The organism is Polaromonas sp. AET17H-212, from assembly GCF_002379085.1.
GTDB lineage: Bacteria > Pseudomonadota > Gammaproteobacteria > Burkholderiales > Burkholderiaceae_C > Polaromonas.
The window spans coordinates 73,277-95,014 of record NZ_NBZW01000015.1 but is presented as its reverse complement, the minus strand read 5'-3'; the positions used below and the strand labels follow the sequence as shown (position 1 = coordinate 95,014).

Below are 21,738 nucleotides of genomic sequence, written 5' to 3'. Positions count from 1 at the left end.
CGTGGCCCCGCGGCGGCCAGCAGCGCTTGTGGCGGCTGTGCGCTGCAGAGACCGGGATGCTTTTTCTTCTTGCCCGAAATCATGCCTTACTTTCATGCCTGAACCGATACCGCCTTCCGCCAGTCGCCACGTCTTTGTCTACGGCACGCTGCGCCGCGGCGATGTGCGTGACATCACGCGGCTGCGTCCCGCGCCGCAGTTTGTCGGCATGGCCAGCGTCGCCGGCGTGCTCTACGACCTGGGCCCTTATCCGGGCGTGGTGCTGGGTGGTCCGGCGCGCGTGACCGGCGAGGTCTACGCCATCAGCGCCGAGCTCGAGCGCCAGCTTGACGTCATCGAGGAGGTCTGGCCGCAGCAGACGGGCGAGTACCGCAAGCAGGTGGTGAGGGTGCGGCTGGGCCAGGCGCCGGCGTCATCGGGTGCGGTGGAGCTGGACTGCCTCGTCTATGAAATCAATCCGGCCCGCACGGCGGGCCGACCGGTGATCGGCGGTGGCGACTGGCTCGAATACCTTCAGCAGCGTTCCTGAGGCAGGGGGGTGACGGGCGAGGGGACGGCGGGAGACGGTGGCTGTCTGCGGGTGGTTCTGCTGGCCCGACCGCGGAGATCTCGCCAGCGCCAGGAAAGGGCTGGAATGCCCGTATCTGTGATTTCATGATCCGGTAAAAGCCTTTCGCATTGCGAAATATGTAAATGCTGCAGCGCAGTAATATTTCTCAATACAAGAAAATACTTTTCTCATTGTGAAAATATATAAGAAGGCCATTGATTTTATTGATCTTAAATTTTATCTTATATAAGACATAAGAGCTTCACAAAGTCTTGTAGAAGACTTAAAGTTGATCCCAGCGCAAACGGCAAGGGCATGGATAGTGCAACGCTGTTTGTCCCCTCATTTTTTCAACCTCTGGAGTGACCTCATGCCACAGACCCTCACCGAACAACTGAGCCGCGAACAACAGATTTCTGCCCTCGAAAAAGACTGGGCCACCAACCCGCGCTGGAAAGGCATCAAACGCGGCTACAGCGCCGCCGACGTCGTGCGCCTGCGCGGCTCCTTCCCGATTGAACACACGCTGGCGCGCCGCGGTGCCGAAAAGCTCTGGGATCTCCTGCACAACGAGCCTTACGTCAATTGCCTGGGCGCGCTCACAGGCGGCCAGGCCATGCAGCAGGTCAAGGCTGGCGTCAAAGCCATTTACCTGTCCGGCTGGCAGGTTGCTGCCGACAACAACAGCTACTCGGCCATGTACCCTGACCAGTCGCTGTACCCGGTGGACTCGGTGCCCAAGGTGGTCGAGACCATCAACAATACCTTCCGCCGTGCCGACGAGATCCAGCATTCCAAGGGCATTGATGCCGGCGACAAGGCGTACATCGATTACTTCGCGCCCATCGTGGCCGATGCCGAAGCCGGTTTCGGTGGCGTGCTCAATGCCTTCGAGCTGATGAAGGCGATGATCAAGTCGGGCGCGGGTGGCGTGCACTGGGAAGACCAGCTGGCTTCCGTCAAGAAATGCGGCCACATGGGCGGCAAGGTGCTGCTGCCAACCCGCGAGTCCTGCCAGAAGCTGATTGCGGCCCGCATGGCGGCCGACGTCTGCGGCGTGCCGACCCTGGTGATCGCCCGCACCGATGCGGAAGCCGCCGACTTGCTGACCTCCGACTACGATGAGATCGACAAGCCTTTCCTGACCGGCGAGCGCACGGCCGAAGGTTTCTACAAGACCCGCAAGGGGCTGGACCAGGCCGTTGCCCGTGCCAACGCGTACGCCCACTATGCCGACCTGGTGTGGTGCGAAACCGGCACGCCCGACCTCGACTTCGCCAAGAAGTTTGCCGACGCCGTGCACAAGGTTCACCCCGGCAAGATGCTGGCTTACAACTGCTCGCCATCGTTCAACTGGAAGAAAAACCTGGACGATGCCACCATCGCCAAGTTCCAGCGCGAACTGGGCGCCATGGGTTACAAGTACCAGTTCATCACGCTCGCCGGTATCCACTCCATGTGGTACAACATGTACGACCTGTCGCAGGACTATGTGAAGCGCGGCATGACGGCGTACATCGAGAAAGTGCAGGAGCCCGAATTCGCAGCGCGCGACCGCGGCTACACCTTTGTGTCGCACCAGCAGGAAGTGGGCACCGGCTACTTCGACGAAGTCACCACCGCCATCCAGGGCGGCAAGTCCAGCGTGACCGCGCTGACCGGCTCCACCGAAGAAGAGCAGTTCCACTGAGCTGACGCACCCTGACCGCTGCCTGCGGGCAGCGGCGGCCCGGCCCGCGCTTTATGCGCCGGCCGGGCTTTTTTTCGGGTTCGCGGTGGTCGACATGTGGCATGCGGATGATTCAGGAAGGGGATCTGCGTGAAAACGTCATGTCTGGTGACTCTGGAGTCGGCAGGCCAAAGCTGCCGTAAAATAACGCCATGCAATCAATCAAACTGGAAACAGGAAGGATCGCGCGGGTTATGACACCGCGAACGACGACCACGCCTCCAGTTTGGAGACACTCCGGGCGCTAGCCGCATCCCTGTGTGATTTGTAGCTACTGAATTAATAGCACCTCCAACCCAACCCAGTCAAAGCGCGGCCGTTACCGCGCTTTTTTTATTTTCAGGGCCTACCCATCATGATCAAGATTACGCTGCCAGACGCCTCGATCCGCGAATTTTCCGAACCCGTGACGGTGGCCCAGGTCGCCGCTTCCATTGGCGCCGGCCTGGCCAAGGCCGCGCTGGGCGGCAAGGTGAATGGCAAGGTGGTGGACACGAGCTACCTGATTTCGGCCGACAGCCCGCTGGCCATCATCACCGCCAAGGACCCGGAAGGCCTGGAGGTGATCCGGCATTCGACCGCCCACCTGCTGGCCTACGCGGTCAAGGAACTGTTCCCGGATGCCCAGGTCACCATCGGGCCGGTCATTGAGAATGGGTTTTTCTACGACTTTTCCTACAAGCGCCCCTTCACGCCGGAAGACCTGACGGCCATCGAAAAGAAGATGACCGAGCTGGCGGCCAGGGACGAGCCGGTGACCCGCCGCGTCTTGCCGCGCGACGAAGCCGTGGCTTATTTCAAGGAGCAGGGCGAGCACTACAAGGCCGAGATCATTGCGAGCATCCCGGCCAACGAAGATGTGTCGCTCTACCGCGAAGGCAAGTTCGAGGACCTGTGCCGCGGCCCGCACGTGCCGAGCACCGGCAAGCTCAAGTTCTTCAAGCTCATGAAGCTGGCCGGCGCCTACTGGCGTGGCGACCACCACAACGAGATGCTGCAGCGCATCTACGGCACGGCCTGGGCAACCAAGGACGAGCTGCAGCAGCACCTGCTGATGCTGGAGGAAGCGGAAAAACGCGACCACCGCAAGCTGGGCCGCGAGCTCGACCTGTTCCACATCGATGACCATGCGCCCGGCCTGGTGTTCTGGCACCCCAAGGGTTGGACGGTGTGGCAGGGTGTCGAGCAGTACATGCGCAAGGTCTACCAGGACAACGGCTACCAGGAGGTCAAGGGCCCGCAGGTCATCGACAAGACGTTGTGGGAAAAAACTGGCCACTGGGACAAGTACCGCGACAACATGTTCACGACGGAGAGCGAAAAGCGCGAGTACGCACTCAAGCCGATGAACTGTCCCGGCCACATCCTGATCTTCAAGCAGGGCATCAAAAGCTACCGCGACCTGCCGCTGCGTTACGGCGAGTTTGGCCAGTGCCACCGCAACGAGCCCTCGGGCGGCCTGCACGGCATCATGCGCGTGCGCGGCTTCACGCAGGACGACGGCCACATTTTCTGTACCGAAGAGCAGATCCTCAAGGAATGTGTCGACTACACGACGCTGCTGCAGAAGGTCTACACCGACTTCGGTTTCAAGAACATCATCTACAAGGTGGCCACCCGGCCCGAAGCACGTATTGGCTCCGACGAAAGCTGGGACAAGGCCGAGCAGGCGCTGATGGAAAGCCTGCGCGCCTCCGGTTGCGAGTTCGAAATCGCGCCCGGCGACGGGGCGTTTTACGGCCCCAAGATCGAATACACGCTGAAGGACGCGATTGGCCGGCAGTGGCAGTGCGGCACCATGCAGGTCGATTTCTCGATGCCGGAGCGCCTCGATGCCGAATATGTGGGCGAAGACGGCGCCCGCCATCGCCCCGTGATGCTGCACCGGGCCATCGTCGGCAGCCTGGAGCGATTCATCGGGATTTTGCTCGAGGAGCATGCCGGTGCGCTGCCCACCTGGCTGGCGCCGGTGCAGGTTTCAGTGCTCAATATTACCGACGCCCAGGCCGATTACTGTCGTGAAATAGCTAAAACGCTTCAGAATCAAGGGCTTAGGGTCAATCTTGACCTGCGCAACGAGAAAATTACGTATAAAATACGGGAGCATTCAATGCAAAAGCTGCCTTACATCCTTGTCGTAGGTGACAAGGAGAAGGAAGCTGGCGCAGTTGCCGTGCGCGCCCGGGGCAACAAAGACCTTGGCGTCATGTCACTCGAAGCCTTTGCCCAAACAATTGCTTCTGACATTACCCAAAAAGCCTGATTTCTGACACATTTGTGAATGATTTTTGGCTGTCGCCCTTGCTGGGTGGGCGCAAGCAGCTATAGCTTTTATAGCAAACGTTAAAGGATTAGAACCATCGCTACTGAATTTCGTGACCGCCGCCACCGCGAAGAACGCAAGCATCGCTTGAACCGTGAAATCATGGCCCCCGAAGTACGTCTGACCGGGCCAGACAATGAACCTCTGGGTGTTGTCAACATCACGGAAGCCTTGCGCCTCGCCGGTGAATATGACGTGGATCTGGTTGAGATCTCTCCCACGGCGGTACCGCCGGTGTGCAGATTGATGGACTACGGCAAATTCAAGTACGCCGAGCAGAAAAAGGCCGCGGACGCGAAATCCAAGCAGAAGGTGATCGAGGTCAAGGAAATCAAGTTCCGGCCTGGTACCGACGATGGGGACTACAACATCAAACTGCGCAATATCAAGCGCTTTTTGGAAGAGGGCGACAAGTGCAAGATCACCCTGCGCTTTCGCGGTCGCGAAATCACGCACCAGGAACTGGGCCTGGCCCTGCTGGCGCGTATCCGTGACGAGTTGGCTGATTTGATTCTGGTGGAGCAGTTCCCCAAGCTCGAAGGCCGGCAGATGGTCATGATGATCGCGCCGGGCAAGAAGAAGGTGGCTGCCAAGCCCGCAGCGGCGCCCGCAGAAGCGGCGCCGGCTGCACCGACAGGCGCCTGAGGGCGGCTTGGCGGCGACAAGGAGTTCAACCTGCGGGTGTTTTCACCGGCAGGTTTTTCGGGGATGCGAAAGCATGTCCGGTGAAGGTAGGGGAAATCCTGCCTTTGCAAAGGTGGCAGGTGTCAAAGCCCGCCACCGACAAGTGGCGAATTAAACACTCGCCATTACAAGTGGCTCGGGGCCATCAAGTCTGCGTCAGGTTCGCAGCGCCTCACGAGCACAAATGAAAAGGAGCATTCACATGCCCAAAATGAAGACCAAGAGCAGCGCGAAGAAACGTTTTCGCGTTCGTCCAGGTGGTACCGTCAAGCGCGGCCAAGCCTTCAAACGTCACATCCTGACCAAGAAGACCACCAAGAACAAACGCCACCTGCGTGGTGCAGTTGCTGTCCATGAGACCAATATGGGTCACATGGCACAGATGCTGCCCGGCATGGGCATTTAATTAACGACGAACAAGGAGTACTCACATGCCTCGCGTCAAACGTGGTGTAACGGCTCGCGCCCGCCACAAAAAAGTTCTCGCCCTTGCAAAAGGTTTCCGCGGCCGCCGCGGCAATGTCTATCGCATCGCCAAAGAAGCGGTGATGAAGGCCGGGCAATATGCCTACCGTGACCGCCGCAACAAAAAGCGTGTGTTCCGCCAGTTGTGGATTGCGCGTATCAACGCTGCCAGCCGCTCATTCGGCATGACCTACAGCCAGTTCGCCAACGGCCTGAAAAAAGCCGGCATCGAGATCGACCGCAAGGTCCTGTCCGACATGGCGATTCACGACAGCGCTGCTTTTGGCGCCATCGTGGAGCAGGTCAAGGCCAAGCTTGCTGCTTGATTTTTGAGGGGCACTCAGCTATTGAATTGATAGCTGAATGCGCACAAAAGACGGGGGCTAGAGCTTGAAAAGGCTCTGGCCCTTTTTCTTTGTCCGGGCGGCAGGCGAAGGCGGCCTCCGGACTGGTTTGTTAATGACAAGAAATATATGAACGAACTCGATGTTCTGGTGGATTCGGCCAAAACCAGCTTTGCGCAGGCCCTCACGCCTGCCGACCTGGAAAATGCCAAGGCGCAGTTCCTCGGCAAGTCCGGCCGCGTCACGGAGCTGATGAAGGGCCTGGCCGCGCTGCCCGTGGAAGAGAAAAAATCCCGCGGCGCCGCCATCAACCTGGCCAAACAAGCAATCGAAGCCGCGCTGACCGCGCGCCGCCAGGCGCTGGCGGACGCCGAACTGCAGGTGCAGCTCAAGGCCGAGGCGCTGGACGTCTCACTGCCGGGCCGCCAGCGGCCGGCCGGCGGCCTGCATCCGGTGTCGCTCACGCTGGAACGCATCGAGGCCATTTTCGGCTCCATGGGTTTCGATGTGGCCGAGGGCCCCGAGATTGAAACCGACTGGTTCAACTTCACCGCGCTGAACACGCCCGAAGACCATCCGGCGCGCTCCATGCACGACACGTTTTATGTGGAAGGCGGCACCGAAGCCGCACCCAACCTGCTGCGCACACACACCAGCCCGATGCAGATCCGTTATGCGGTACAGCATGTCAAGAAACACCGCGCGCTCATCGACGCCGGCGGCGTCATGCCCGAGATCCGCGTGATTGCGCCGGGCCGCACTTACCGGGTAGACAGTGACGCCACGCACTCGCCGATGTTTCACCAGTGCGAAGGCCTGTGGATAGGCCAGAACGTCAGCTTCAAGGATTTGAAAGTTGTTTTCACCGACTTCTGTCGGACCTTCTTTGAGTCCAACGACCTGGTACTGCGCTTTCGCCCCAGCTTTTTCCCTTTCACCGAGCCGAGCGCCGAAATCGACATCCAGTTCCAGACCGGTCCGCTGGCGGGCCGCTGGCTGGAAGTGGCCGGTTCCGGCCAGGTGCATCCGAACGTGGTGCGCAACATGGGGCTGGACCCCGAGCACTACATCGGTTTTGCTTTCGGCATGGGCCCGGACCGGCTGACCATGCTGCGTTACGGCGTCAACGACTTGCGGCTGTTCTTCGACGGTGACCTGCGCTTTCTGTCGCAATTCCAGTAACCCATCAGGTTTTATAAAAATGCAATTTCCCGAATCCTGGTTGCGCGAATTCTGCAATCCGCCCCTGAGCACCGAACAGCTGGCCGAGACCCTGACCATGGCCGGCCTGGAAGTGGAAGACCTCAAGCCGGTCGCGCCGCCTTTCAGCAAGATCGTCGTCGGCGAAATCAGGGAAGCGGTGCAGCATCCCGACGCCGACCGCCTGCGTGTCTGCCAGGTCGATGTGGGGCAGGGCGCCCTGCTCAACATCGTTTGCGGCGCGCCCAATGCCCGTATCGGTATCAAGGTGCCGTGTGCGCTGGTCGGTGCCGAACTGCCGCCCGGGGACGACGGGAAACCGTTTTTGATCAAGGTCGGCAAGCTGCGCGGCGTGGAGAGCCAGGGCATGTTGTGCTCGGCCCGCGAACTCAAGCTGTCCGACGACCATGGCGGGCTGCTCGAGCTGGCGCCAGACGCGCCCGTGGGCCAGGACATCCGTGAGCACCTGAAGCTCGACGACACCCTGTTCACCCTCAAGCTCACGCCCAATCTCGCGCATTGCCTGAGCGTGTACGGCATTGCCCGTGAAGTGGCCGCGCTGACCGGTGCGCCCCTGGTGACCCCGTCCTTTCCAGCGGTGGCTGTGGCCAGCGCGGACAAGCTGCCGGTCCGGATCAGTGCTCCCGACCTGTGCGGCCGCTTTTCCGGCCGCATCGTGCGCAACGTCAACACCAAGGCAGCTACCCCGCCCTGGATGGTGGACCGGCTTGCGCGCTGCGGCCAGCGCAGCGTGACGGCGCTGGTGGATATTTCGAACTATGTGATGTTCGAGCTGGGCCGGCCTTCGCATATTTTCGACCTGGACAAGATCCATGGCGGACTCGATGTGCGCTGGGGCCAAGCCGGCGAGACGCTCAAGCTGCTCAATGGCAGCACGGTGACGGTGGACGACAAAGTCGGCGTGATTGCCGACGACAACCAGGTGGAGTCGCTGGCCGGCATCATGGGGGGCGATGCCACCGCCGTGTCCGACGAGACAAAACATGTTTATGTCGAGGCGGCCTTCTGGTGGCCCAAGGCAATTGCCGGGCGTTCGCGCCGCTACAACTTTTCAACCGATGCCGGCCACCGTTTTGAGCGTGGCGTGGACCCCGGCCAGACGGTGGAGCACATCGAACGCATCACGCAGCTGATCCTGGACATCTGCGGTACACCGGACACGGCATGCGGACCGGTGGACGACATTCAGGCCCAGTTGCCGGTTGCCACGCCGGTGACGCTGCGTGTGGCGCGGGCCGCCAAGGTCATCGGCATGCCTTTGACGCAGGTGCAATGCGCCGACGCGCTCAGGCGCCTGGGCTTGCCCGTGGTGGAAGGCGAGGGCACGCTGACGGTGACACCGCCCAGCTATCGCTTTGACCTGCAGATCGAGGAAGACCTGATCGAGGAGGTGGTGCGCATGGTGGGTTACCAGCAGCTGCCGGTCACGCCACCGCTGGCACCGATCACCGCGCGTATCCGACCGGAGGCGCGGCGCAGTGTTTTTGCCGTGCGCCGCGCGCTGGCGGCCCTGGGCTACCAGGAAACCATCAACTTCAGCTTTGTCGAAGAGCGCTGGGAGCATGAACTCGCCGGCAACCCCAACCCCATCAAGCTGCTGAACCCGATTGCCAGCCAGATGAGCGTGATGCGCTCGTCGCTGATCGGTTCCCTGTTGCAGGTGCTCAAGTTCAATCTTGACCGGAAGGCCGCTCGCGTCAACGTGTTTGAACTCGGACGGGTCTTCCTGCGCGACGCGCGCAGCCAGAATACCGACACCACCGTCGCCGGCTTTGACCAGCCCATGCGGGTGGCCGGGCTGGCCTACGGGCCGCGCGAGACCCTGCAATGGAGCGCGTCTGACAAGGGCGTGGATTTTTTCGACGTCAAGGGAGACGTGCAGGCCCTGCTGGCGCCGTTGCAGGCGGTGTTTGCACCCGCGGTTCACCCGGCCATGCACCCAGGCCGTTGCGCCAGCGTCGTCATCGACGGTGTGGCGGTCGGCTTTGTCGGCGAGCTGCATCCGCAGTGGCGTCAGGGCTACGAACTGGCGCAGGCGCCGATAGTTTTCGAACTGGCGCTCGATGCCGTGCTGCAGCGTCCCGTGCCCGGTTTCCAGCCGGTGAGCAAGCGCCAGCCGGTCGAGCGTGACGTCGCGGTGATTGTTGCCGAAGCGGTGACCCATTCGGCGCTGATGGCGGCCATCCACGGCGCGGACACACGCGGCCTGCTCAAGTCGGCGACGCTGTTCGACATCTACCGGCCGCAACAGGCCAATGCCGCGATGCAGCTCGGCGAAAAAAGCCTGGCCGTGCGCTTGGTGCTTGGCAGCGACGACGCTACACTGACCGACGAGCAGATTGAGGCAGCCATCAAGGCCGTGCTCGACAATCTCGGCACCAGCCTGCAGGCGCGTTTGCGTGCCTAGGCCCGGGAACACAATAACAATGAACAGCGAGGAGCGCGTCGTGGAATTTTCCGTTGAAAGTCTTGAGAGCCCGGCGCTGACCAAAGCCCATCTCGCGGAGTTGCTGTTTGAGCAGATTGGCCTGAACAAGCGCGAATCCAAGGACATGATTGACGCGTTTTTCGACCTGGTGTCCGACAGCCTGGTCGATGGCAACGATGTGAAAATTTCCGGCTTCGGCAATTTCCAGATCCGCACCAAGGCGCCTCGCCCGGGGCGCAATCCGCGTACCGGCGAATCCATCCCCATCCAGGCACGCCGGGTGGTGACTTTTCACGCCAGCCACAAACTCAAAGAGCAGATCCAGGGCCAGACCGGACCCGGTTGAAGGGCGGCAGCGCCGCCAGCTCAGACGCCAGCCCACCCCCGGTCAGGCTGTTCGCCCGGGTTTCCGGCAAGGGACGCCTCGCTGTGCCTGGAGTTCCAGGGGGCTGATTTTCCCGATCTGGCTGATGCGCAAACGTGTCCTCTGCACGCTTGACCCCGCCATTTTTCCGGCTGGAATCTTTGCATTACCGCTTGTTGCTTAAAAAACACAACGGATTTTGTTGTTTGTAACTATTTGCACTAAGTTTCCTGTTAGAGTAGATTTGTAGCTTCATCTCATAGCGTATTGATTTAATTGGAGAAACCGCTCCCCCCCATTCCCGCCAAACGTTACTTCACGATCGGTGAAGTCAGCGATTTATGCGGCGTCAAACCTCATGTGCTCCGTTATTGGGAGCAAGAGTTCACTCAGTTGCGTCCGATGAAAAGGCGCGGCAACCGCCGTTACTACCAACACCACGAAGTGCTGATGATCCGGCGCATACGTGATCTGCTGTACGACCAGGGTTTCACCATCAGCGGCGCGCGCAACAAGCTGCAGGAGATTGTGCAGACCGAACGCGACAAGCGCCGCAATGGCGAAGTCATGCTCGAAGGCGTGGATGTGGTGGAAGCCGGCGACTCGATTCTTGATGACTTTGGCGACTCGATGGACTTTGAAGACAGTGCGTCTGAAATGGCGCCATTGCCTGATGGCAGCGTTGCGCAGCAAAGGCTGCAGCTGCTACGCCGCGAATTGTTCGAAATTCGCGATCTGCTCAGTGCCACTTACTGAAACAGCCTGGACAAGCACGCTATAATTTAAAGCTTGACGGTGTGTGGCGCAGCCTGGTAGCGCACTTGCATGGGGTGCAAGGGGTCGAAGGTTCGAATCCTTTCACACCGACCATTGGTTCTGATGAAGGCCTCCAAGTAGCGATATTTGGAGGCCTTTTTCATGGGCAAATCCATCGCTTGCGCTGCTTAGTCGCTCACCGTCTGGCCGCGGCAGTCAGCCCGGGCCCGGAAATCGGAACAAGGTTCTTTAAAACGTCGGACGTTGGCACTTCAGGCGCTAAACTGATTGAAAGCGCCGATCGAAAGCGTTGCGTTGAACCTGCGTGCCCGAACGTACCGGGACGGTGTCCGGCTTGCATCGAGATGCTCTTCGCAAGCAGAAGGTGACCCATGAAAGAGCTGGCTTATGAAGGTGATCCATCAGAGAATTTCACAGGCTGAATCCGGAGCGATCATGGTTGATGGCCCGGGCAGGCCAGTCACCGCGGACCTTCAGCGGGCGATAGCCCGGATGAGGTTCAGCGCGTGAGCGAAACACAATTTCGTCTGTTGACGGACGCAATGTCCCAGATCGTCTGGGTGATGCGGGCGGATGGCACCTACACCTGGTTCAATCAACGCTGGCTGGACTACACCGGCTTGTCCATGGCGGAGAGCCTCAGCCATGGCCTGACCGGTTTGGTGCATCCCGATGACGAGCTGCGCGGCTCCCGGCTTCTGGAGCAGGCGCTTGCCAGCGGCGACCCCTGCGAGATCGAATACAGGTTGCGCCGGGCCGACGGTGTGTACCGCTGGATGTTGTGCCGCGCACTCCCGCAGCGTGATGCTACGGGCCAGACGGCCCAATGGCTGGGCACCCTGACCGACATCGACGAGCTGAAACAGGCGGCGGAACTGCTGGAGAAGGATATCTTCATGACCCGCATCGCCGGCCGGGTCGCGCGCCTGGGCGGGTGGACGATCGACCTGCCGGAGCGCGTGCTGACCTGGTCGGTGGAAAACTGCCTGATCCACGACGTGCCACCGGGTTACACGCCGACGCTGGAAGAGGGGATTGGCTACTTTCTTCCGGAGCACCGACCCATCGTCATCCAGCATGTGGAGGCTTGCGTGCAGCACGGCACGCCTTATGAATTTGTGCTTCCCAAGATGACCGCCAAGGGCAGGCGCATCTGGGTACGTTCGCTCGGTGAGGCGGTGCGGGATGCTTCCGGAAAAATTGTCCGCATTCAGGGGGCGTTCCAGGACATCTCGGAGCAGAAGTCCGCGGAAGCCCATACACGTGCGCTGGAGACACAGCTCGCCACCACGCTGGAGAGCATCACCGACGGTTTTTGTCTGATCGACAAGGACTGGAAGTTCACCTTCCTCAATGGACAGGCGGAACGCATGCTCCAGCGCCGCCGGGCCGATCTCCTGGGCAAACTCCTCTGGCAGGAGTTCCCCGAGACCATGGCGGGCGCGATAGAGCGTGAATCCCGCCAGGCCGTTGAACTGCAGCGCACGACCCGCTTTGAAACTTTTTACCAGCCGCTGGAAACCTGGTTCGATATCCACGTCTATCCCACGGACGCGGGCATCGCTGTCTACTTTCAGGACATCACGCAAAGACGCCAGGAGCATGCGCAATTGCGGCTGCTTGAAACGGCGGTGTCCCGCCTGAACGACATGGTGGTCATCACGGAGGCGGAGTCCTTCAACGAGGGGGGGCCACGCATTGTGTTCGTCAACGACGCCTTTGAGCGCCATACCGGTTACAGCCGGCATGAAGTGATCGGCAATACCTCCCAGCTTTTATGGGGACCCAAGACCCAGCATGCCGAGCTGGACCGGATTCGCGCTGCCATGGAAAACTGGGAGCACGTACGTTCCGAGGTGGTTGTCTACACCAAGGCCGGCAGGGAGCTCTGGCTGGAAATCGATCTTACGCCCATCACCGACGAGACAGGAAGGCACACCCATTGGGTGGCCGTGGAGCGCGACGTCACCGAGCGCAGGCAGCAACAGCAGGAAATTCTCAGTCTCAACAGCGACCTCGAGGACCGCGTGCTGCTGCGCACAGCCCAGCTCGCAACAGCGAACAAGGAACTGGAGTCCTTTGCCTATTCCGTTTCCCATGACCTGCGCTCGCCCCTCAATACCATCCACGGGTTCAGCCAGTTGCTGGCGAAAATAGACGCAGAACACATCAGCGACAAGGGCAAACACTACCTGAACCGGATCGGCGTCGGGGTCATGCAGATGGGCGAGTTGATCGAGGGCCTGCTGACCCTCGCCCACCTGTCGCGCGAGCAGCTGAAGCTGGAAGGGGTCGACCTGTCGGCCCTCGCGCGGCAGATCGAAAACGAGTGCCGCGAGCGGGAGCCCGGGCGCCAGGTCCAGGTGACTGTTCAGGACGGTTTGATCGCGCAGGGAGATCCCCGCCTGCTGTCAGCCGTGCTGCAAAACCTGCTGGCCAACGCCTGGAAATTCAGCGCCAAGCAGCCGCAGGCGCGCATCGAGGTGGGCAGCGAGCAGGGCGCCCAGGATGACACCATCTTTTTTGTGCGGGACAACGGTGCGGGATTTGACATGGCGTTCACCCACAAGCTTTTCGGCACCTTCGAACGCCTTCATTCGCCCGGGGACTTTCCCGGCACCGGCATCGGGCTGGCCACGGTGAAGCGGGTCATTGAGCGGCATGGCGGCCGTGTCTGGGCCGAAGGCAAACCGAACGCCGGCGCCACCTTCTTTTTCACGCTGGGCCGACCGAACTGATTCCCGCCCGTCGCAGGGTCCGAGGCGGGCGTGGGCTGGCCCATCCCGGCGGGAATCTTCAGGCGATGGCGGGATCGGGCGCCGGTTGTGCGGCCTGCGCGGCGCCCGGTGGGGCGGCGGCCGCATCGTGATCCAGCTCACCGCCCAGCGCTTCCAGCAGGTCGGGAATCAGGGCTGACAGCTCACCCGTCACGATGGCAGCATCGGCATCGAACCCATCGTCGTCCTTGCCCTTGTCCTGCATGCCCTCCAGCACCACGTCGAGCAGCTTGAGTTTTCTGATCTGGGCCATGTCGGTGAGCACGAAGGACACGCGGTCGTTCCAGGTCATGGCCAGCTGTGTTGGCACCTTGCCCGCGGCGATGTGTTCGGCGACTTCATCGATTTCCAGCGTGTGGCGCGAATAGCGGACGGTTGATTTCTGGTCGTCGGGCATCTTGAGTTCGCAGTCCCGGTCGATGGTGAAGCCGACGGGAGCCTCCCGGCTGGCAAGCCAATGCGCCATGGCGATCGCGGCCGCCATCGTGGTCTGCACCGGCCTTGCCATCAGGCCTGCGCCGGACCCCGGTATGCCGCTGAGCGCCTCCAGCAGCTGGCTCACCACCTTGTCAGCGCCGGTGAGGCTGCCGGAGTCCACCACCAGGAATTTGTTGACCGGGTCCACCCACAGGGTGGTGGACGAACGTTTGGTGAACGCGCGTGGCAGCAGGTCAAGAATGGCTTCTTCCTTGAACTCTTTCTTGATCCTGGCGCCGACGCGCTCATGACCGGTTTCCTGCTTGTATTTTTCAATGCGCTGCTCGACGGCGTCCTTGACGGCCGAGGCGGGCAGCGGCCGGCGCTCGGTGCACAGGCGCAGGATGAGCTGTGGACCGACGCTTTCGGCCAGCACCGTGCTCTTGTTGCCGCGCGGGGGCACCCAACCGCTGGACTCGGCCTGGGTGGCGCCGCAGGGCATGAACCGGGCCGCCTGAAGCGCTTCTTCCAGCGCCTCAAGAGGGGGCAGGGCGAAGTCGTCGGCAATGCGAAAAAAAGAAGCGGCTTTGAACATGAAATTCCGGAGGTGGGGTGTCAGGGGAGGGCGGCCAGCGAGCCGGTCAAGAAGTGCTGCGGTGAAAGCGCCAGGCTGCGGAAATTCTAAGTCACACCCAGACCGAATGAGGCACTTGCTTACCTTGAGGGCGGGAACCGGATGATCGCGGACGGCAACTCATGTGATATCGATCACGTGGATGCCGTAGACGCCCTTGCGCCGGTCCGCAAAATAGCAGGCCAGCGTTTCTTTCACGGTTTTGAAGGCCAGTTCGTCCCACGGAATTTCCGCTTCTGTGAACAGCCTGGCTTCAATCGTTTCGTGTCCGGGATGGAACTGCTCGCTGAGCAGCCGCGCGCGGTAGTAGAGATGGACCTGGCCAACACGTTCCACGTTCATCACGCTGAAAAGGTCTTCCATTTCAAACTGTGCGCCGGCTTCCTCGTCGGTTTCGCGTGCCGCCCCCTGCGACGTGGTTTCGTTGAGTTCCATGAAGCCCGCAGGCAGTGTCCATTTGCCCCAGCGCGGTTCGATGTTGCGTTTGCACAGCAGCACCCTGTCGCCCCAGTGCGGCACGGTGCCGACCACATTGAGCGGATTTTCGTAGTGGATGGTGCCGCAGGCCGGGCAGACGGCCCGCTCCCGGGTGTCCCCGTCATCCGGTACGCGGTAAGTCACCGCGGCGCCGCAGTTTCTGCAATGTTTGATGGGGCTGCGGTACATGCCGGCCAGTTTAGTTTGAAATCAAAAAGGGCTCCCGCGGGAGCCCTTTGTTCCAGCTGCCTGAGCTCAGGCTTTGGTGGTTTTGGTGTGCTTCTCGATCAGGCTGCGGGCCGTGTCCAGCAATTTCTTGCCGTCGAAGCCGCGCTTGTTCATGTCCTCGACCCACTCGACTTCCACGGTGCGTGACTTGCGGCGGAATTCCTGGGCTTCCGCCGGGCTGACGGTGTAGATCGTGTTGCCGCGGTCGCTGGCGGTCTTGCGGCCCGGGACGTCGTTGCCCTGCTGGACCTTGCCCAGCCAGGCGGAGGTGGCCATGCCGGAGTTGTTGTCGATGACTTTTTTCAGGTCAGGGGCCAGCGAGTTGTACTTGGCCTTGTTCATGGCCATCACGAAGGTGGTGGTGTACAGGCTGCCTCCGGCCGGATCGAACTCGGCATGGAATTTGGTGAGTTCGTTGACCTTGACCGAGGGCACGACTTCCCACGGAATCACGCAGCCATTGATGGTGCCTTTGCTCAGCGCATCGGTGATGGCTGGCAGGGGCATGCCGACCGGGATGGCACCCAGCATGCCGAGCAGCTTGGTGACCTGGCGCGTCGGCGCGCGCATTTTGAGGCCGCGCATGTCGGCGATGGACCGGACGGGTTTGTCCACGGTGTGAATGACCCCGGGGCCGTGCACATGCAGGGCCAGGACCTGGGTGTCCTTGAATTCGTCCGCGGCCATGGTCTGCACGTATTCCCAATAGGCCTTGGACGTGGCTTCGGCATTGGACATCATGAAGGGCAGCTCAAAGGCTTCGATGCGGGGAAAGCGGCCGGCGGTGTTGCCTGGCAGGGTCCACACCACGTCCACGACACCGTCCTTGGCCTGGTCGTAAAGCTGCACCGGCGTGCCGCCCAGCTGCATGGCGGGGTAGGCCTCGAACTTGATGCGGCCACCCGATTCCTTCTCGACTTTTGCCATCCAGGGCTTGTGCATGCCCAGCCAGACATTGGAGGCGGGCGACATGAAGGTGTGAAACTTCAGGGTGACCGCCTGCTGGGCCAGGCCCGACAGGGCGGGTGCGCCCAGCGCAGCTGCTGCGCCGGTTTTGAGAAGAGTACGTCGCTGAATCATGTGTTTGTCTCCGGTAAGGGTGGTTGTAAATTAATGCAGGAAGAACCGTTTGTGAACCCGTGATTGCCCTGATGGAGAAGGCTAGCTGATGTACTTTACAAGCCACAGCGAGATGCCGGGGAAGAACAGCAGCAGCGCGGTGCGCAAGGCATCACTGATCAGGAAGGGCACGACGCCGCGATAACTCTCGCTGATGGGCACGTCCTTGGCCATGCTGTTGACGACGTAGACGTTCAGGCCCACCGGCGGCGCCAGCAGCCCAAAACCCACGGTCATCAGCACCATGATGCCGAACCAGATGGCAACGGATTCCTTGGGCATGCCGAAATCGAGTGCCATGACCATCGGAAAGAAGATCGGAATGGTCAGCAGCAGCATGGACAGCTCGTCCATGACAGCGCCCAGCACCACGTAAAACAGCAGGATCGCCGTGACCACCATCAGCGGCTGCAGGCCCCAGCTGCCGACCACTTGCGCCAGCTGGTTGGGCACCTGGGTCAGCGCCAGCGCCGAGTTCATGAGGTCGGCGCCGATGAAAATCAGGAAAATCATGGCCGAACTTTCCGCGGTGGCATAAAAGCAGCGGAGGAATTTGGACCAGGTCAGTTCCCGCTTGAACAATGCTGCGATGAAGGTGGCCGCCGCGCCGACCGCGGCACCCTCGGTCGGTGTGAAGTAGCCGCCATAAATGCCGCCGAACACCAGCAGGAAAATGATGATGATGGGCAGCACGGCAAATGCAGCGCGCAGCGTGACCCCATCGCTGTTGGTATCCACCTCCGGCGCCTGGCCCGGGACCAGGCGCACATAGATGGCGATGGCAGTGATGTAGCCCAGCATGGCGATCAGGCCCGGCACCATGGCCGCGGCGAACAGCTTGGCAATGTTCTGCTCCGTCAAAATGGCGTAAATCACCAGCGGAACCGAGGGGGGGATCAGGATGCCCAGCGTCCCGCCGGCGGCCAGCGTGGCCGTGGACAGGCGCCCGGAGTAGCCGTGGCGTTTCATCTCAGGGAGAGCTACGCTGGTGATGGTGGCCGCGGTGGCCACCGAGGAGCCGCAGATCGCGCCAAAGGCCGCGCTCGCCAGCACCGCGGCCATGGCCAGCCCGCCCTTGAAGTGACGCATGAGGCTGGCGGCAAACTGGAACAGCGCCTTGCTGATGCCGCCCTGGGTCGCAAAATGCCCCATCAGGATGAACAGCGGAATCACCGACAGGTCGTAACTGGCAAAGCGGGCAAAGGCCTGGGTGTTGAGAAAGCTGGAGAAGGGGGCCCAGCCGGTCTGCATCACGTAGCCGATGCCTCCTGCAGCAAACATGGCGATCGAAATCGGCACCCGCAACGCCATCAGGCCCAGCATGATGCCAAAGATGAGCAGGGTCAGCGTGATGGCGTTCATGCGTGCGCTCCCACATCACCACCGAGGCCGAAGAGGCTCTGGTAGAGCCCGATCACCGACGTCAGGACAAAAGCCGGCACCATGGCCCCATAAACGGTCCACTCGGGAAATCCCAGGATCTGCGTCTCCGAATGGGTCTGGTATGAGTTCAGGCCACCGAGTGTGGTGCGCCAGGCCAGCAACGCGAACACCAGGGCCAGCAACAAGGCGCCCAGGCGGTCCAGCCTGGCGTTGGTCTCGTGGCTGAGCCGGGTGGTGAAGAAGTCCACGATGATGTTGCCGCGCTGGATCTGGCAATACGGCATGAACAGGGCAATGGCGGCTCCGGTGGCGACGCCGGTCAGCTCGAAATCGCCGACCAGCGTGGCACCGGTGGTGTTGCGGCCGATCAGGCTGATGCAGGTCATCAGCGTGATGCCGGTCAGCAGCAGGCCCGCCAGAATGGCGCAAAGCTTTGCAAGGTTCTGCAGGATTTTCAAAACAGGGATCTCCAGGGGGTCGGGCTGGTGGGGGCGGAAAGGTGCACCGGAAGGCCCGGCGCCGCAATGGTGGAGATTATTGCGGGGCCCGGTCCGACGGGTCAGGCGGGATACCCGCAGGGCGTCGGGTATTTGCGCGATGATCGGAGCGCTTGCGCGAAAAGCGCGCAAGCGCTCGGGACGGGATCAGACCACCTTGATGGTCAATGTGCCCAGTCCCTTGACTTCGCCGACCATGGTGTCGCCCGACACCACGGCCGCCACGCCCTCGGGCGTTCCCGTGTAGATCAGGTCACCGGGCTGCAGCTCCCAGGCGGCGGACAGGTGTTCAATCGTCTCGGCAATGTTCCAGATGAGCTTGGACACATTGCTGCGCTGGCGGTCCTTGCCGCCCACCTGCAGGTACAGCTCGGCATGGGCAACGTCACCGGCCTGGGCGACCGGCGTGATCGGGCCGATCGGTGCGGAATGGTCGTAGGCCTTGCCGATGCACCAGGGGCGCCCCTGCTTTTTCATGTCACCCTGCAGGTCGCGGCGTGTCATGTCCAGGCCCACGGCATAGCCGAAGATGTGCTTGTGCGCATCGGCGGCCTTGATGTTTTTGCCGCCCGTGCCGATGGCCACCACGAGTTCGATTTCATGGTGCAGGTTGTGGGTCAGGCTGGGGTAGGGGATGGTGCCGGTCTGGCCGGCCTCCACCACCACCGCCGCGTCGGCCGGCTTCAGGAAGAAAAACGGTGGCTCGCGGCCGGTGAACCCCATCTCCTTGGCATGCTCTTCGTAATTGCGGCCCACGCAATAGATGCGGTGCACGGGAAAGCGCTCGGTGGTGCCGACGACCGGGACGGACACCACTGGCGGCGGGGTAAAAACAAAGCTCATGACAACCTCTCTTCTCTGTGTATGCCCAGTGCCTGATGCACCGGGCGGTCTGAAAAACTGAACAACACACAGCCCTGCGCCGAGCGCAGCCGGGCGGTGTGCCACGACGGGATCACAAAATGGTCGCGCGGACCGAACTCAAAGGCCTGCTCCTGGCCGGCCGGGCCCATCAGCACCGAGCCGTGGCCTTCGACCACGCTGAACACCGCGCCGTCGGTTTGCCGCCAGGGCAGCCCTGAAAAACCAGCCGGCAGACGCTGCATGAAGGTGCCCATGGTTGGCATCGGCGAGCCGCCGGTTGCGGGGTTCACGTAGCGCAGCTTCACGCCGTCCCAGGCGTCGACCGGTGCCTGCTGTTCCAGCGTGTGCAGGGCCTCGCGCGTCCGCTCATAAGGATAGCTGAAGATCGGCGAGGTCTGGCCGAACGGGGCGTCGTAACGCACCGGCAGCATGTTGGCGCCGTAACGCTGGTAGCTGGTGCCTTCGGCCCGGGTGACCGTCTGCACGCGCTCGGTGTGGTTCTCGGCAAAGCCGGCGTCGAAAAAACGCAGCATGGGAATGTCCAGGCCGTCGAGCCAGACCACCGGCTCGCCGCCTTCCAGCGCGCCCTGGTTGCCGTGGTCATGCCAGGTCCAACTGGGCGTGATGATGAAGTCGCCAGGCGCCATGGTGGTGCGTTCGCCGTCTACCGCGGTGTAGGCGCCGCGCCCTTCGACAACAAAACGCAGCGCACTCTGGGTATGGCGGTGGCTGGGCGCGATTTCGCCGGGCAGGATCAGTTGCAGGCCGGCATAGAGCGACTGCGTGATGCAGGACTGGCCCGGCAGCGCGGGGTTTTCCAGGATCAGCACGCGGCGCACGGCTTCTTCGGCGGTGATCAGTTCGCCGGACTGCATCAGGTAGGGGCGGACCTGGTCCCAGGCCCAGAAGGCCGGCACGCAGGGCGTGGCCGGCTGCTGGGGCACCAGCGCATGCAGCACCTCCCACAGGGGCGTCATGTTCTGTGCGCGTATCGCTTCATAAAAAGTCTGGCGTGCATTGCCGGCGGGGGGCGTCATGTCCATGGTCGGGTTCCGTTTCGCGGTTTCAGCGGTCAAAATACACACCGTCGTCCAGCAGCACCTGCTGCAGGCGGGCGACATCGGTGGCGGCAAAGGCCGCCCCCTCTTCGAGCCGAGCGGCGGCGGTGCCGGCCGCCTGGCCCATCACAAAACAGCCACCGCTGGCGCGCGCTGCCGACTGGCCTTCGTGGGCCATGGAGGCACAGCGGCCGGCGACCAGCAGGTTGTCCACCTCACGCGTGACCAGCATGCGCCAGGGCAGGTCGTTGTAGGCCCGGTTTTCATCGCGCGGAAAGCCCCAGCTGATGGCGCCGTCCACATGCATTTCCATGGGCCAGGCGTTGATGCCGATCACGTCGGCAAAACGCGCCGAGGACAGGATGTCCTCGCCGGTGAGCATGTAAGCCCCGCAGATGCGGCGCGTCTCGCGGATGCCGACCTGGGGCGCGATGTCGATGATGGCCGAGTCTGCAAACCCGGGCACCTCGTTTTTGAGAAAGCGGAAATATTCGGTGATCTGCCGCCGTCCCTCGAGTTCGCCCTCGCTGAGCTGGCGCGCATCGGTGGCGTCCATCGCGGTGCCGGCCGCGTTGCGGATCTGCGTGACATTGGCGCGCCACTCGGCGGGATTTTTCTGCGGGCGCAGGATCGCCCCCTTGCGCGGAAACTGGTAGCGCCCCGGCTGGCGGGCTTCGCTTTGCGCCATCAAGTCGTTGATGGCTTTGAACTCACCGACGGCCGCCAGCGCCGGTCCGGCATCGACATGGCCGACCCGAAACATGGTGGACGGAAACAGGGCGCTGCCATGGCCGTCGCCGAGCTCGAAAGGCACGCCGGCAAAATGCGCCACGTCGGCGTCGCCGGAGCAGTCGATGAAGCGGCGTGCCCGGATCGCCTGGCGGCCGGATTTGGTTTCGACCACCAGGGCCGTGATGGCCTGGCCGTCCATCAGGACGGCGGCCGCCCAAGCGTGAAACAGGAGTTGCACACCGCTGGCCACCAGCATCTGGTCGGCCGCGCACTTGTAGGCCGAGACATCGTAGGAGCGCACGCGGATGCGGCCGGCCATGCCGTCCTGCGGCTGGTTCAGGCCGCCCAGCGCGTCCAGCCGCGCCAGCAGGTCGTCCACCACGCCGTGCACGACCTGCCGCATCTCGCCGTTTTTGCGGCCATACAGGCCCGCGAAATTGGTGACACCGCCGGCCGTGCCCATGCCGCCGAGAAAGCCGTAACGCTCGACCAGCAGGGTGCGCGCGCCATGGCTCGCGGCACTGACGCTGGCCGCCAGGCCGGCCGGTCCGCCGCCGATCACGACCACATCGAACTCGCCATACACCGGCAAGGTGCGGGCCGGCTCGGTCACAAAGGAGGGGGAGGGCATGGCCGCGTTATCCAGCGCCGACGCCGGCCGTGCCGC

General features: G+C 62.1%; 19 protein-coding genes and 1 tRNA gene. 12 read left to right on the top strand and 8 right to left on the bottom strand.

Annotated elements, in window-relative coordinates; genetic code table 11:
• Window positions 1-94 precede the first annotated feature (94 nt).
• The 12 genes from B7G53_RS13255 to B7G53_RS13200 all read left to right on the top strand — a co-directional run bounded on the left by B7G53_RS13255 (window position 95) and on the right by B7G53_RS13200 (window position 13,623).
• The gene (locus B7G53_RS13255) at window positions 95-529 is read left to right on the top strand and encodes a gamma-glutamylcyclotransferase family protein (RefSeq protein ID WP_096668392.1); all 435 of its coding nucleotides are present in this window, start codon (window positions 95-97) and stop codon (window positions 527-529) included.
• Between the two features lie 391 nt (window positions 530-920).
• Window positions 921-2,240, top strand: a complete 1,320-nt coding sequence (aceA, locus tag B7G53_RS13250; protein ID WP_096668390.1) for an isocitrate lyase — start codon at window positions 921-923, stop codon at window positions 2,238-2,240.
• Between the two features lie 394 nt (window positions 2,241-2,634).
• Complete coding sequence (gene thrS, locus B7G53_RS13245) at window positions 2,635-4,542, top strand: threonine--tRNA ligase (protein WP_096668387.1); 1,908 nt, start codon at window positions 2,635-2,637, stop codon at window positions 4,540-4,542.
• Window positions 4,543-4,629: 87 nt separating this feature from the next.
• On the top strand, window positions 4,630-5,247 hold the full coding sequence (infC, locus tag B7G53_RS13240; RefSeq protein ID WP_096668385.1) for a translation initiation factor IF-3: 618 nt from the start codon (window positions 4,630-4,632) through the stop codon (window positions 5,245-5,247).
• A gap of 241 nt (window positions 5,248-5,488) precedes the next feature.
• Window positions 5,489-5,692: a 50S ribosomal protein L35 gene (rpmI, locus tag B7G53_RS13235; RefSeq protein WP_077595745.1), complete on the top strand. Its 204-nt coding sequence runs from the start codon at window positions 5,489-5,491 to the stop codon at window positions 5,690-5,692.
• Window positions 5,693-5,717: 25 nt separating this feature from the next.
• Complete coding sequence (gene rplT / locus B7G53_RS13230; RefSeq protein ID WP_096668383.1) at window positions 5,718-6,077, top strand: 50S ribosomal protein L20; 360 nt, start codon at window positions 5,718-5,720, stop codon at window positions 6,075-6,077.
• Between the two features lie 147 nt (window positions 6,078-6,224).
• The gene (gene pheS / locus B7G53_RS13225) at window positions 6,225-7,277 is read left to right on the top strand and encodes a phenylalanine--tRNA ligase subunit alpha (protein ID WP_096668381.1); all 1,053 of its coding nucleotides are present in this window, start codon (window positions 6,225-6,227) and stop codon (window positions 7,275-7,277) included.
• Window positions 7,278-7,296: 19 nt separating this feature from the next.
• Complete coding sequence (gene pheT / locus B7G53_RS13220; protein WP_096668379.1) at window positions 7,297-9,723, top strand: phenylalanine--tRNA ligase subunit beta; 2,427 nt, start codon at window positions 7,297-7,299, stop codon at window positions 9,721-9,723.
• Between the two features lie 19 nt (window positions 9,724-9,742).
• Entirely contained in the window at window positions 9,743-10,090 is a 348-nt protein-coding gene (locus tag B7G53_RS13215) for an integration host factor subunit alpha (RefSeq protein WP_096668377.1), read from the top strand.
• 294 nt (window positions 10,091-10,384) lie between these two features.
• A complete protein-coding gene (locus B7G53_RS13210; protein WP_096668375.1) occupies window positions 10,385-10,864 on the top strand; it encodes a MerR family transcriptional regulator in 480 nt (159 codons plus the stop codon).
• A gap of 37 nt (window positions 10,865-10,901) precedes the next feature.
• Window positions 10,902-10,978: transfer RNA gene (locus tag B7G53_RS13205), tRNA-Pro, on the top strand.
• A gap of 413 nt (window positions 10,979-11,391) precedes the next feature.
• Window positions 11,392-13,623, top strand: a complete 2,232-nt coding sequence (locus B7G53_RS13200) for a PAS domain-containing sensor histidine kinase (protein ID WP_255250008.1) — start codon at window positions 11,392-11,394, stop codon at window positions 13,621-13,623.
• A gap of 58 nt (window positions 13,624-13,681) precedes the next feature.
• Here the strand turns inward: B7G53_RS13200 and B7G53_RS13195 are convergent, their stop codons facing one another.
• From B7G53_RS13195 to B7G53_RS13160, 8 genes are all read right to left on the bottom strand, one after another.
• Entirely contained in the window at window positions 13,682-14,674 is a 993-nt protein-coding gene (locus tag B7G53_RS13195) for a recombination-associated protein RdgC (protein ID WP_096668371.1), read from the bottom strand.
• A 159-nt stretch (window positions 14,675-14,833) separates the two neighbouring features.
• Window positions 14,834-15,379 (bottom strand): NUDIX hydrolase, encoded by a 546-nt coding sequence (locus tag B7G53_RS13190; protein WP_096668369.1) that lies wholly within the window; start codon window positions 15,377-15,379, stop codon window positions 14,834-14,836.
• A gap of 66 nt (window positions 15,380-15,445) precedes the next feature.
• On the bottom strand, window positions 15,446-16,498 hold the full coding sequence (locus B7G53_RS13185; protein WP_096668367.1) for a TRAP transporter substrate-binding protein: 1,053 nt from the start codon (window positions 16,496-16,498) through the stop codon (window positions 15,446-15,448).
• Between the two features lie 81 nt (window positions 16,499-16,579).
• The gene (locus B7G53_RS13180) at window positions 16,580-17,899 is read right to left on the bottom strand and encodes a TRAP transporter large permease (protein WP_096668365.1); all 1,320 of its coding nucleotides are present in this window, start codon (window positions 17,897-17,899) and stop codon (window positions 16,580-16,582) included.
• Window positions 17,896-18,378, bottom strand: a complete 483-nt coding sequence (locus tag B7G53_RS13175; RefSeq protein ID WP_096668364.1) for a TRAP transporter small permease — start codon at window positions 18,376-18,378, stop codon at window positions 17,896-17,898. The genes B7G53_RS13180 and B7G53_RS13175 overlap by 4 nt, the downstream gene beginning before the upstream one ends.
• A gap of 186 nt (window positions 18,379-18,564) precedes the next feature.
• Entirely contained in the window at window positions 18,565-19,260 is a 696-nt protein-coding gene (locus B7G53_RS13170) for a fumarylacetoacetate hydrolase family protein (protein WP_096668362.1), read from the bottom strand.
• The gene (gene gtdA, locus B7G53_RS13165; RefSeq protein WP_096668360.1) at window positions 19,257-20,324 is read right to left on the bottom strand and encodes a gentisate 1,2-dioxygenase; all 1,068 of its coding nucleotides are present in this window, start codon (window positions 20,322-20,324) and stop codon (window positions 19,257-19,259) included. The genes B7G53_RS13170 and gtdA overlap by 4 nt, the downstream gene beginning before the upstream one ends.
• Window positions 20,325-20,346: 22 nt before the next feature.
• Window positions 20,347-21,702 (bottom strand): FAD-dependent oxidoreductase, encoded by a 1,356-nt coding sequence (locus B7G53_RS13160; RefSeq protein WP_096668358.1) that lies wholly within the window; start codon window positions 21,700-21,702, stop codon window positions 20,347-20,349.
• Between the last annotated feature and the right edge of the window lie 36 nt (window positions 21,703-21,738).